General features: G+C 61.8%; 17 protein-coding genes. 14 read left to right on the forward strand and 3 right to left on the reverse strand.

Annotation, left to right across the window (positions count from 1 at the left end):
• The first annotated feature begins 37 nt into the window (after window positions 1-37).
• From rpsH to map, 9 genes are all read left to right on the forward strand, one after another.
• Window positions 38-436, forward strand: coding sequence for a 30S ribosomal protein S8 (rpsH, locus tag ACX80M_RS01360; protein WP_056344363.1), 399 nt, complete (start codon window positions 38-40; stop codon window positions 434-436).
• 18 nt (window positions 437-454) lie between these two features.
• A complete protein-coding gene (gene rplF, locus ACX80M_RS01365; protein WP_056344361.1) occupies window positions 455-991 on the forward strand; it encodes a 50S ribosomal protein L6 in 537 nt (178 codons plus the stop codon).
• Window positions 992-993: 2 nt separating this feature from the next.
• Window positions 994-1,377 carry a 50S ribosomal protein L18 gene (gene rplR, locus ACX80M_RS01370; protein ID WP_056344358.1) on the forward strand — a complete coding sequence of 128 codons (384 nt, stop codon included), beginning with the start codon at window positions 994-996 and terminating at the stop codon, window positions 1,375-1,377.
• On the forward strand, window positions 1,374-2,102 hold the full coding sequence (gene rpsE, locus ACX80M_RS01375; RefSeq protein ID WP_252598403.1) for a 30S ribosomal protein S5: 729 nt from the start codon (window positions 1,374-1,376) through the stop codon (window positions 2,100-2,102). The genes rplR and rpsE overlap by 4 nt, the downstream gene beginning before the upstream one ends.
• A 3-nt stretch (window positions 2,103-2,105) precedes the next feature.
• The gene (rpmD, locus tag ACX80M_RS01380; RefSeq protein ID WP_056344352.1) at window positions 2,106-2,312 is read left to right on the forward strand and encodes a 50S ribosomal protein L30; all 207 of its coding nucleotides are present in this window, start codon (window positions 2,106-2,108) and stop codon (window positions 2,310-2,312) included.
• Window positions 2,313-2,795 (forward strand): 50S ribosomal protein L15, encoded by a 483-nt coding sequence (rplO, locus tag ACX80M_RS01385; protein WP_104062629.1) that lies wholly within the window; start codon window positions 2,313-2,315, stop codon window positions 2,793-2,795.
• Between the two features lie 221 nt (window positions 2,796-3,016).
• Window positions 3,017-4,327, forward strand: coding sequence for a preprotein translocase subunit SecY (gene secY, locus ACX80M_RS01390; RefSeq protein WP_252598402.1), 1,311 nt, complete (start codon window positions 3,017-3,019; stop codon window positions 4,325-4,327).
• Between the two features lie 5 nt (window positions 4,328-4,332).
• On the forward strand, window positions 4,333-4,902 hold the full coding sequence (locus ACX80M_RS01395; protein ID WP_181037244.1) for an adenylate kinase: 570 nt from the start codon (window positions 4,333-4,335) through the stop codon (window positions 4,900-4,902).
• Between the two features lie 70 nt (window positions 4,903-4,972).
• Entirely contained in the window at window positions 4,973-5,800 is an 828-nt protein-coding gene (gene map, locus ACX80M_RS01400) for a type I methionyl aminopeptidase (protein ID WP_252614217.1), read from the forward strand.
• Between the two features lie 118 nt (window positions 5,801-5,918).
• On the opposite strand, the gene ACX80M_RS01405 is transcribed toward map, so the two are convergent.
• From ACX80M_RS01405 to ACX80M_RS01415, 3 genes are all read right to left on the reverse strand, one after another.
• The gene (locus ACX80M_RS01405; RefSeq protein ID WP_252598400.1) at window positions 5,919-7,265 is read right to left on the reverse strand and encodes an ABC transporter substrate-binding protein; all 1,347 of its coding nucleotides are present in this window, start codon (window positions 7,263-7,265) and stop codon (window positions 5,919-5,921) included.
• Between the two features lie 70 nt (window positions 7,266-7,335).
• Window positions 7,336-8,256: a carbohydrate ABC transporter permease gene (locus ACX80M_RS01410; RefSeq protein WP_252614130.1), complete on the reverse strand. Its 921-nt coding sequence runs from the start codon at window positions 8,254-8,256 to the stop codon at window positions 7,336-7,338.
• Entirely contained in the window at window positions 8,253-9,212 is a 960-nt protein-coding gene (locus tag ACX80M_RS01415) for a carbohydrate ABC transporter permease (RefSeq protein WP_252567634.1), read from the reverse strand. Before ACX80M_RS01415 ends, ACX80M_RS01410 begins: the two co-directional genes overlap by 4 nt.
• Window positions 9,213-9,433: 221 nt before the next feature.
• Here ACX80M_RS01415 and ACX80M_RS01420 point away from each other — a divergent pair, with 221 nt between their 5' ends.
• From ACX80M_RS01420 to rpsK, 5 genes are all read left to right on the forward strand, one after another.
• The gene (locus tag ACX80M_RS01420; RefSeq protein ID WP_459308412.1) at window positions 9,434-10,396 is read left to right on the forward strand and encodes a P1 family peptidase; all 963 of its coding nucleotides are present in this window, start codon (window positions 9,434-9,436) and stop codon (window positions 10,394-10,396) included.
• A gap of 179 nt (window positions 10,397-10,575) precedes the next feature.
• Window positions 10,576-10,797 carry a translation initiation factor IF-1 gene (gene infA, locus ACX80M_RS01425; RefSeq protein ID WP_009358723.1) on the forward strand — a complete coding sequence of 74 codons (222 nt, stop codon included), beginning with the start codon at window positions 10,576-10,578 and terminating at the stop codon, window positions 10,795-10,797.
• A gap of 69 nt (window positions 10,798-10,866) precedes the next feature.
• Window positions 10,867-10,980, forward strand: a complete 114-nt coding sequence (gene rpmJ / locus ACX80M_RS01430; RefSeq protein WP_009358722.1) for a 50S ribosomal protein L36 — start codon at window positions 10,867-10,869, stop codon at window positions 10,978-10,980.
• Window positions 10,981-11,156: 176 nt separating this feature from the next.
• Entirely contained in the window at window positions 11,157-11,531 is a 375-nt protein-coding gene (rpsM, locus tag ACX80M_RS01435) for a 30S ribosomal protein S13 (protein WP_028275004.1), read from the forward strand.
• Window positions 11,532-11,582: 51 nt separating this feature from the next.
• The gene (gene rpsK / locus ACX80M_RS01440; protein WP_018769149.1) at window positions 11,583-11,984 is read left to right on the forward strand and encodes a 30S ribosomal protein S11; all 402 of its coding nucleotides are present in this window, start codon (window positions 11,583-11,585) and stop codon (window positions 11,982-11,984) included.
• Window positions 11,985-11,987 lie beyond the last annotated feature (3 nt).

The raw sequence follows: 11,987 nt of genomic DNA on the forward strand, positions 1-11,987 counted from the left end.
AGCGAGGAAACCGTTATGAGGAAGGGCAAGAGCCCAAATGACAATGACTGATCCGGTCGCAGACATGCTTACGCGTCTGCGCAATGCAAACTCGGCTTACCACGATTCCGTGTCCATGCCGTACAGCAAGCTCAAGGCACGCGTTGCCGACATCCTGAAGGCTGAAGGTTACATCGCCTCCTGGAAAGAAGAAGACGCAGAGGTTGGCAAGAAGCTGACCCTGGACCTTAAGTTCGGACCGAACCGCGAGCGTTCAATCGCTGGCGTTCGCCGTATTTCCAAGCCGGGCCTGCGTGTTTACGCAAAGTCCACCAACCTCCCGCACGTGCTCGGTGGCCTGGGTGTCGCAATCCTGTCCACCTCTTCCGGCCTCTTGACTGATAAGCAAGCCGGCAAGAAGGGCGTGGGCGGCGAAGTCCTCGCCTACGTCTGGTAACGGGAAAGGAAGAGAATAATGTCACGTATTGGACGTCTCCCCATCACCGTTCCTGCCGGCGTTGAGGTCAAGGTTGACGGCTCTGTCGTCAGCGTCAAGGGTGCCAAAGGCGAGCTGAACCACACTGTGGCCAGCCCGATCGAGGTTTCCCTGGAAGCAGAGACCCTGACTGTCGCCCGCCCGAACGACGAGCGCGCCTCCCGTTCACTCCACGGCCTGACCCGCACCCTGATCTCCAACATGATCGAGGGCGTTACCAAGGGCTACGAGAAGAAGCTTGAAATCGTTGGTACTGGTTACCGCGTTCAGGCCAAGGGATCTGACCTTGAGTTCGCTCTCGGCTACAGCCACCCGGTAAATGTCACCGCACCGGACGGCATCACCTTTGCAGTTGAGACCCCGACCAAGCTCTCTGTTTCAGGTATCAACAAGCAGCAGGTCGGCGAGGTTGCTGCCAACATTCGCAAGCTGCGGAAGCCGGACCCCTACAAGGGCAAGGGCATCCGCTACGCAGGCGAAGTCATCCGCCGCAAGGTCGGAAAGGCTGGTAAGTAACCATGGCCATCTCAATTAACAAGAAGCGTACGAACAAGAGCAAGTCTGCTTCGCGCAGCCGCCGCCAGCTTCGTATCCGCAAGCGCATCTCCGGCACGGCTGTACGTCCTCGTCTGGTCGTCAACCGCTCCGCACGCCACGTATTCGTCCAGGTTGTCGATGACACCAAGGGCCTGACCGTAGCAAGCGCCTCCACACTGGAAGCCGACCTTCGTGCATTCGAAGGCGACAAGACCGCCAAGGCCAAGCGCGTTGGCGAGCTCGTTGCCGCTCGTGCCAAGGCTGCCGGTATCGAAGCTGTTGTCTTCGACCGCGGTGGTAACAAGTACCACGGCCGGATTGCTGCTGTCGCTGACGGCGCACGTGAAGGTGGGCTGTCACTGTGACGGAAGCAAACAAGGAAAAGGACACTGTGTCTGCAGATCAGAAGGCTACTGAAGCCGTAGCTGCTCCGGCCACTGCGCCCGCAGCTGCTGCCGATGACCGCCGTGGTGGCGCTCGTCGTGGCGAGCGTGGCGACAAGGGCCAGGGCGGTCGCGACGGCGGCCGTGGTGGCCGTGGTGGCCGCGACGGCGGCCGCGAAGCCGAGAAGAGCCAGTTCATTGAACGCGTTGTCACCATCAACCGCGTTTCCAAGGTGGTCAAGGGCGGTCGTCGCTTCAGCTTCACCGCTCTGGTCGTCGTTGGTGACGGTAACGGCATGGTCGGCGTCGGCTACGGCAAGGCTAAGGAAGTTCCCGCCGCAATCGCGAAGGGCGTTGAAGAGGCCAAGAAGTCCTTCTTCCGCGTTCCCCGGATTGGGAACACCATCCCGCACCGCGTTCAGGGTGAGGCCGCTGCCGGCGTCGTAATGCTGCGTCCGGCTTCCGCCGGTACCGGTGTTATTGCCGGTGGTCCGGTCCGCGCCATCTTGGAGTGCGTGGGCATCCACGACATCCTCTCCAAGTCGCTGGGTTCCTCCAACGCCATCAACATCGTTCACGCGACTGTTGCTGCGCTGAAGCAGCTCGAAGAGCCGGCAGCAGTGGCAGCACGCCGCGGCCTGCCGCTGGACGAGGTTGCTCCGCCGGCAATGGTGAAGGCAATCCTGAACCAGAAGGCGGGTGTCTAAGCCATGGCTAAGAACCTGATTCCCTCCGACCTTCAGTTGGAGATCACTCAGATCAAGTCCGCCATTGGCGGCAAGCAGAACCAGCGCGACACCCTTCGGTCCCTCGGCCTGAAGCGGATCGGACACACCGTTGTCCGCACCGCGGACGCCGTGACTGTTGGAATGCTCAACACGGTTCCGCACCTGGTAAAGGTAGAGGAGGCGAAGTAAATGGCAGAGAAAAAGATCGCCGCAGAGACTGCTGAGAAGCAGAACACACTGAAGGTTCACCACCTGCGTCCCGCCCCGGGTGCCAAGACCGCCAAGACCCGAGTTGGTCGTGGTGAAGGTTCCAAGGGTAAGACCGCTGGTCGCGGTACCAAGGGTACGAAGGCCCGCTACCAGATCAAGGCTGGCTTTGCCGGCGGCCAGTTGCCGCTGCACATGCGCCTGCCGAAGCTGCGCGGCTTCAAGAACCCGTTCCGGGTTGAGTTCCAGGTTGTAAACCTGGACAAGCTCAACGAGCTGTTCCCCGAAGGTGGCACAGTCACCGTGGAGAACCTGGTCGAGAAGGGTGCCGTTCGCAAGAACCAGCCCGTCAAGGTGCTTGGCACCGGCGACATCACCGTCAAGGTTGACGTCACCGTCCACGCATTCTCGGCCAGCGCCGCAGAAAAGATTGCAGCAGCAGGCGGAAGCACCACCGCTCTCTAGTAGACGGTGGGCGAACGCCCGTTGTGAACTCCCGGCGTGCAAGGCCCCCAGGGCCCTGCACGCCGGGAGTTTTTTTTCACATCCACTGGCCGACCATTTCCGGCCGTTCGCCGCAAGCGCGGGTTCTTGGATTGTTCGCATGGCCAATCCACCCGTTAGACTCTGTTGTTGGGATTATTGTCCCCCATCACACCACGCTTATAAACAACACAGGAGGACGCTTGCTTAGCGCATTTGGCCGGGCCTTTCGCACGCCTGACCTGCGACGCAAGTTGTTGTTCACGCTGGCAATCATCACAATCTTCCGCTTGGGTGCATTCATCCCCTCGCCTGGTGTGAACTACCAGAATGTCCAGCAATGCTTGCAGAACGGTCAGACCGCTGGCGGGCTTTATCAGCTCGTCAACCTGTTCAGCGGCGGTGCCTTGCTTCAGGTGTCCATCTTCGCGCTGGGCATCATGCCGTACATCACGGCCAGCATCATCGTGCAGCTGCTCCGGGTGGTCATTCCCCGGTTCCAGGAGCTGTACGAGGAGGGCGCCTCCGGGCAGTCCCAGCTCACCCAGTACACGCGTTACCTCACCATTGCCCTAGGCCTGCTGAACGCCACGACGCTGGTGTCGCTGGCACGTTCAGGCCAGTTGCTTCCGGGCTGTGCCCTGCCGATCATTCCTGACGACAGCATCATCACCACCATCCTGCTGATCATTACGCTGACCGCCGGTACCGGACTCATCATGTGGATGGGCGAACTCGTCACCGAAAAGGGTGTGGGCAACGGCATGTCGCTGCTCATCTTCACCTCCATCGCCGCAACGTTCCCCACGTCCCTGGGCGCCATCTGGAGCTCACAGGGCCCGGGCACGTTCTTTATGGTCCTGGTCATCGGCCTGGTGACGGTTGCCCTGGTGGTCTTCGTGGAGCAGTCCCAGCGCCGTGTCCCGGTGCAGTACGCCAAGCGAATGATCGGACGCCGGACCGTCGGCGGCACCAACACCTACATCCCCATCAAGGTGAACATGGCAGGCGTGATCCCCGTGATCTTCGCATCCTCCATGCTCTACCTGCCGGGACTGATCTCACAGTTCAACCAGCCCAAAGCGGGCGAGGCGCTCGCGCCGTGGGTTGAGTGGATCAACAACAACCTGACCCGAGGAGACCACCCGATCTACATGGCGCTGTACTTCGCCATGATCGTGTTCTTCACCTACTTCTATGTCGCGATCACCTTCAACCCTGAAGAGGTCTCGGACAACATGAAGAAGTACGGCGGTTTCATCCCGGGTATCCGTGCCGGAAAACCGACCGCGGATTACCTGCAGTACGTGCTCTCCCGGATCACGCTGCCCGGAGCCCTGTACCTGGGCTTCGTGGCACTGATTCCGCTGGTGGCGCTGGTACTGATCAACGCGAACCAGAACTTCCCGTTCGGTGGCACCTCGATCCTGATCATGGTGGGCGTTGGCCTTGAAACCGTCAAGCAAATAGATGCGCAGCTACAGCAACGTCACTACGAAGGGCTTTTGCGATGACGAAAATGTTGATTATTGGACCCCCCGGTTCCGGAAAAGGAACGCAAGCGGAACGTATTTCGGAGCGCCTCGGCGTCGTGGCGATTTCCACCGGTGATATCTTCCGCGCCAACGTGAAGGGCGAAACTCCTCTTGGCATCGAGGCCAAGAAGTACATGGACGCCGGGGACTTTGTTCCGGACAGCGTCACCAACAAGATGGTCCGCGACCGCCTCAGCGAGTCCGACGTCGAGAACGGCTTCCTCCTGGACGGCTACCCGCGCACCACGGCGCAGGTGGACTACCTGGACGGGATCCTCGCGAACAGCGAAGAAAAGCTCGACGTCGTCCTGCAGCTCACGGCCGACGACGAGGAACTCGTCTCGCGCCTGTTGGGCCGTGCCAAGGAAACCGGCCGGAGCGACGACAACGAAGCCGTTATCCGCCACCGCCTGGACCTGTACCACGAGCAGACCGAGGCCGTTGTGGCCAAGTATGCCGAACGCGGCATCCTGACCCAGGTTGACGGCATCGGCGGCATCGACGAGGTCACCGACCGCGTGATGCAGGCCATCAAGGCAGCCCAGGCCGCCTAAGCCCGCAACATGCTTTTCCGAGGCTCCTCCCGGCATCCGGGAGGAGCCTCAGCCATTGAGAGGACACACCATGGCCTTCGGCCAGCCCCGTATCGAATACAAGACCAACGCCCAGATGCGCATCATGCGTGACGCCGGGCTGGTGCTGAACCGTGCGCTGGACGCAGCGGTGGCCGCAGCCGCTCCAGGCGTTACCACCAAGCAGCTGGACGACGTCTTCGCCGCAGTGCTGAACGAGGCCGGCGCCAAGTCGAACTTCCTCGGCTACCACGGCTTCCCCGCCACTATCTGTACCTCAGTGAACGAGGAAGTGGTGCACGGCATCCCCGGCGGCAAGGTCCTCAAGGACGGCGACATCATCTCGATCGACGGCGGCGCGATTGTTGACGGCTGGCATTCCGATTCTGCACGGACCGTCATTGTGGGCCAGGCCGACCCCGAGGACCAGCGGCTTTCCGACGTCACTCAGGCAGCCATGTGGCGCGGCATCGCCGCCTTGGCCACGGGAAGCCATGTGGGCGACATCGGCGCCGCCATCGACGACTACGTCTCCTCCGTGCCGGGCAAGCCGCTGGGCATCCTGGAGGACTACGTGGGCCACGGCATCGGCTCCGAGATGCACATGGCCCCGGATGTCCTGAACTACCGCACGAGCCACCGCGGTCCCAAGATCAAGCCCGGACTCTGCCTGGCGATCGAGCCCATGCTGGTCTGCGGCAGCATCGACACCGCCGTGCTGGAGGACGACTGGACCGTGGTGACCACCGACGGCAAGCGCTCCTGCCAATGGGAGCACTCGGTTGCGGTCCACGAAAAGGGGATCTGGGTACTCTCAGCCCCCGACGGCGGAGCGGAGCACCTGGTGCCGCTCGGCGTCGTACCGGTTCCGATCCCGTAGGTTTCGACGCGCTAATGCGCTCCCGACGCGCTAATGCGCTCCCGACGCGCAAAATCCCTGTCGCTACCTGAATGCCGGTAGCGGCAAGGATTTTGCGTGTCGCAGGTGGAGGGGAGGGTCAGGCCTTGAGCTTGGGCTTGACGTCCTTGGTGTAGATGCCTTCGAGGGTCTTCTTCAGCTCGGTCAAGGTGGCCTTCACGTCGCCCTGTTGGGTGAGGATCTTGGCGGCGGCCTTGGCCATCTCCTGGTCAGCCCCGGGCAGGAACACGCGGGCCCGGTCCTGGACCTTGGTCACGGCGAGCTGGTCCATGGCGGTTTTGATCTGGGGAGTCTGTGCCAGCACCGTGGCCATGTCCGCCGACGTACGGGTGGGCATGTAACCGGTGGCAGCGGAGAACGCTGCCGTGTTTTCCGGCTCGGTCATGAACTTCAGGAACGTTCCTGCGGCGAGCTGTTCCTCTTTGCTAATGCCGCTGGGGATGCCCAGCCCTGCGCCGCCGGTGGGGCACACGCCGCTGGTCTCCTTAGGCCCGCCTGGCAGGAAGCCGACGCCGACGTTGAACGTGGCGGACTTCAGGACGCCCAGAAGCGAGCCCGTGGAGGAAATGGTGGAGGACGTCAGGCCGGCAGAGAAGTCGTCAGCGGCTTCCTTGGACGAGACGCCGGCCCAGTTGTGCTTGTAGATCGAGTCCTGGGCCCACTGCAGGGCTTCCACGGCTTCGGGTGAATCGCACGTGATCTCCCAATCCTTGGACCACGCGCCGCCCCAGCCCCAGAGATTGTTCTGCAGTGTCCAGCCGGCGTAGCCAGCCAGGGCGGGATAGATGTAGGCGTACTGCGCCCCGGAGGACGCTTTCAGCTTGGGGGCCCATTCGCCGAATTCCTGCCATGTTGCCGGTGCCCGGTCCGGCAGGCCGGCGGCGGCGAAGTGGTCCTTGTTGTAGTAGAACAGCGGCGTGGACCGCCCGTACGGGAGCGCCCACTGCCGGTCATCGTACTTGTAGTCATCCACCAGGGACTGGCGGAAATCGTCAACCTTGATGTCCAGTTCCTTGATGAGCCCGTCGACCGGAATGATGCTGCCGTTGGTGAAGTAGCGGAACCACCAGACGTCGGACAGCACGACTACTCCGGGCAGTCCCGATTTGGCGGCCTGGGACGTCTGGAACTTCTGGGCGATTTCCTCGTAGTTCGCGCCGGCCGTTACCAGGTTGATCTGGATATCCGGGTACTTCGCGTGGAACTTTTCGATGATGGCCTTCTCGACGTCCTGGGACTTGCCCGGGTGGTTGGTCCAGAAGTCGATCTTCGCCGCCGGCTTCACGCCGCTGAAGTCGATTTCCGCGGCTTCCGTTGAGGTGGTGGTGCCGCCGGTATCAGGCCCCCCGCAGGCGGAAAGCGCTGCGGCGCCGGCCGTTACGCCAGCCAGCCCCAGGAAATGCCTCCGGTCCAGATTTGTTGCCATGATGGTTCCTTTCGGTTGTTGCCTAGGAAGGTCTTGCTGTTGGGGTGGAAGAACGACGGCGGAGCCGGGGTCAGCCGGTCACGCTGCCTTGGGTGAGGCCCGCGACGATGTAACGCTGGAGCGCTGCGAAGACCACCAGGATGGGCACGATGACCAGCACGGCGCCGGCCATGAGGATGCCCCAGCCGGAGGCGTTGCTTTCGGAGTTCTGCAGCAGCGTCAGGCCAACGGGCAACGTCATGGTTTCCGGACGGTCGGTGATGATCAGCGGCCAGATGTATTCGTTCCATTCGCTGACCACCGTCACCAGCGCCACGGTGGCAATGGAGGGAATGGACACGGGGACCACGATCTGCCACAGGCGGCGCCAGTGCCCGGCTCCGTCGATCTCGGCGGACTCGAGGATGGAGGCAGGCAGCGTCAGGAAGTGCTGCCTCAGCAGGAACGTCCCGAACGCTGTGCCAAGCCCCGGCAGGATGATGCCCCACAGGGTGTTCTTGCCGCCTAGCCCGGCGATCAGGATGTAGTTCGGCAGGATGGAGACCTGCGGCGGGACCATCAGGGCCACAAGGATGAGGATGAAGATGGCGTTCCTGAAGGGGAAGCGCACGAATACCAGTGCGTAGGCCGTGAGGATGGCCAGCAGGACTTTAATAGTTGAGCCCACCACCGTGACGATGGTGCTGTTGATGAAGAACTGCGCGAACGGCACGGTAGTCATCGCAATGTTGTAGTTCTCCGGGTTCAGGCTCGCCGGCAGGATTTTAAGGTCCATGGTGATGATTTCCCCGGGCAGCTTGAAGGAGCTCAGGATCATCCACAGCAAGGGCAGGAAAACCACCAGCGTTGCCAGCAGCAGGGGAACGTAGCCGCCGGCGATGGTCTGGATGAGGTTCCGTGCCGAGAAGGGCCGGTCCCGGGGGATGAAAGTTTCGGACGGTGCGACAGGGGGAGCCGTTGGGTCAGGGTTGACCGGAGAGAGCGAACTCATGAGTAGTGCACCTTCCGTTCCACGAAACGCAACTGCAGGACAGTGATGACCAGCAGGATGGCGAAGAGGACCACGGAAATCGCTGCGGAGTACCCTGCCCTGTTGAACGCGCCGAACGCCTGCAGGTAGGCCTCGTAGATCAGGGTACTGGTGCCGGTTCCGAGGGGTGTCATGATCCGGATCAGGTCGAACGCCTGGAGTGAGCTCAGCATGGTGGTGATCAGGAGGAAGAAGGTGGTGGGGGACAGGAGCGGGATGGACATGCTGAGGAAGCGCCTGAATCCGTTCGCCCCGTCCAGCGAGGCAGCCTCCATGACGTCCTGCGGCAGTGACTGCAGGCCCGCGAGGTATACCACGGCGCAGTAGCCAAGGTTTTTCCAGACATAAACCAGGATGACCATCACCAGCGACAGCTGGGGATCGTTGATCCATTGCGGGCTCTGCTGGCCGATGCCGCGGAGAATCCAGGCCAGGACGCCGTATCCCGGATCGAAGATGAAAAGCCAGACCAGGCCAACCCCCACCCCGGAGAGCACATAAGGAGCGAAGACAGCGGACCGGGCAAACGTGGTGCCCCGTACCTTGGAGTTCAGCGCTAACGCGATGACAAGCCCCAGCAGCATGGAGCCGCCGACGGTCACCAGTGTGAACACGGCGGTGGTGCCCAGTACCTTGGGGGCGTCGTCGCTGGTGAAGAACGTGACGTAGTTGTCGATTCCCACCACGGTGGCCGATGCGGAGCCAAGGGTCCAGTCGAGGGTTGAGTAGTAGATGTTGCTGATGAGGGGCCGGTACGTGAATACTGCGATCAGTATCAGGTTGGGGAGTGCCAGGGCGAGGAAGACGAAGAAGTCCCGCCGGGCCCGGCCGGACCAGCGCCGGGTCTGGTGTTTGCCGGGCGGACCGGATTGGTCGGGCGGACTGGCCGGTGACGTGGAAGCGAGTTGCCGGGTCATTGGTGTCTCTAACGGATCGGGGCCTGCAATGGCTGGCCGATGGGCAGGGGATCTAGGCATACTTCACCACACGGCTGGTGGGCAGAATCCCGCATAAGCCCTCGTCAGAGGATAGTTATTGAAGGCTTTATTGCCCATTAACGCTGTGTTGCTTGCAGTATTGCATAGTGTTTGCCTGACGGGCGGGAAGTGCTGTACTGCGATAGCGCAGAATGGATCGCATGGGAGCAATCACGGATGTGCCTGGGATCAGGGTTGGCCATGAGCAGAAGTCCGGCGACGGCTGGCTGACAGGAGTCACCGTGGTGCTGCCGCCGCGGGGCACTGTCGGGTCGGTGGACGTCCGGGGCGGTGGCCCGGGCACGCATGAGACTGACGCGCTGGATCCCACCACGCTGGTGTCCACGGTGGACGCAGTGGTCCTCACCGGCGGCAGCGCGTACGGGCTCGTCTCGGCCCACGGTGCACAGCGTTGGTGCGAGGAGAACGGCCGGGGCTTCGCTGTCACCGGGGGAGTGGTGCCCATCGTTCCCGCCGCCGCCATCTTCGATCTGGGCCGGGGAGGCGACTTCTCAGCGCGCCCGACGGCGGACATGGGCTATGCGGCCACCGTTGCCGCTGCTGCCGAAACGGACGGGCACGACGTCGGACGCGGCAGTGTGGGTGCCGGCACCGGAGCTCTCATTGGGCGGGGACAGTTCAAAGGTGGGGTGGGTACGGCTTCGGTCACGCTTGAGAACGGCGTTGTTGTGGGGGCGTTGGCCGTGGTGAACGCACTGGGCTTTCCTGTGGTCGACGGGCGGCAGGAGCCGCAGCCCTCCGCGCGCTCGGTCGTGCCTCCCTTAGACGCGCGCTTCCGGGCTCCGGAACCAGCCGACCGTGATGGCGGCCCACCGCCGCTCAACACGACACTTGTAGTTGTGGCGACAAACGCTGTCTTGGATCCTGCCGAATGCTATCGGACTGCTTCTGCTGCGCATGCTGGGCTGGCCCGGGCGCTCAATCCGTCGCACACGTTGGCTGATGGGGATACTGTCTTTTGCCTTGCCACTGGTGAGGTGGCTTTGGACCGGAGTACTGAAACTGCCCGGCAGGTGAGTCTCATTACCCTACAGAGTGCGGCAGCCGACGTCGTACGCTTGGCGATCCTCGACGGGATTTCGGGAAGTCCAATTTCCGGGTAAGGTGTCTACTTTCATATTTGGTTTGGACTTTCTACCCACTTACAGTAAAGTGGATTGTTGGTTGTCTGCCCAGCTGTGCCCTGTTTGGGGCCGGAGGCGATAACCGATCCAACAAAAACGTTCGTGGTCATGTCCGGTGCAATCCGGCAGGGCTGCGGCAACAACAGTTAGCGGAGGGTATGGCCAAGAAGGACGGGGTCATTGAGATCGAAGGCGTTGTGACTGAGGCGCTGCCTAACGCGATGTTTCGCGTTGAGCTGACCAACAAGCACATCGTACTCGCGCACATCTCAGGCAAGATGCGCCAGCACTACATCAGGATTCTCCCTGAGGACCGGGTAGTGGTGGAACTGAGCCCTTATGACCTCACTCGGGGTCGTATCGTCTACCGCTACAAGTAAATTCTGGGCGGCCTCAGCATGAGCTGACGGCTGCTCCAGTTGACCAACTGCCACACGCAAAGGAATGCCATGAAGGTCAAGCCGAGCGTCAAGCAGATCTGCGAAAAGTGCAAAGTGATCCGCCGTAATGGCCGGGTCATGGTGATCTGCGAGAACCCGCGCCACAAGCAGCGCCAGGGCTAATTTCCCTCCTGAGGGAAATCCTGGGTTGCTAACCCACGCAAGTAAATAAAAGGCAGCACAAGCTGAACTGGGACGTATGAGCCCGGACAGCTAACCCCCGGTCGGAGGCTGGGGCCGCACAGAACGTGCGGGTGTACTGCCTACGACCTCCGGTTTATTCAAGGAGCACTGCCTCTATGGCTCGTCTCGCTGGCGTAGACATTCCCCGCGAAAAGCGGTTGGAAATTGCGCTTACTTACATCTACGGCGTGGGCAAGACCCGTGCACACGAAACCCTGGCTGCCACTGGCATCAGCGCTGACGTCCGCGTTAAGGACCTCACCGATGCCCAGCTGGTAGAACTTCGTGACTACATTGAAGGCAACTACAAGGTTGAGGGTGACCTTCGCCGCGAAGTAGCAGCTGATATCCGCCGCAAGGTTGAAATCGGCAGCTACGAAGGTATTCGCCACCGCAAGGGCCTGCCAGTGCGCGGACAGCGTACGAAGACGAACGCACGTACCCGTAAGGGTCCGAAGCGCACCGTTGCAGGCAAGAAGAAGGCTCGTTAAATCCCTCGGGATTGACTCGTCTTCCCCCAATAACTTTCTGTAGGAGAAAAAATGCCCCCGAAGACTCGTGGCGCGGTTCGCAAGCCGCGTAAGAAGGACAAAAAGAATATCGCGCTGGGCCAGGCGCACATCAAGAGCACTTTTAACAACACCATCGTGTCCATCACGGACCCGAACGGCGCTGTTATCTCTTGGGCTTCCTCAGGTGAGGTTGGCTTCAAGGGCTCACGCAAGTCCACCCCGTTCGCAGCCCAGATGGCTGCCGAAGCTGCTGCCAAGCGTGCGCAGGAGCACGGCATGCGCAAGGTTGACGTTTTCGTCAAGGGACCGGGTTCCGGACGCGAGACCGCAATCCGCTCGCTGCAGGCCGCTGGCCTGGAGGTTGGCTCCATCCAGGACGTCACCCCCGCAGCGCACAACGGCTGCCGTCCGCCGAAGCGCCGCCGCGTCTAAGGC

It is taken from the genome of Pseudarthrobacter sp. MDT1-22 (assembly GCF_054511035.1).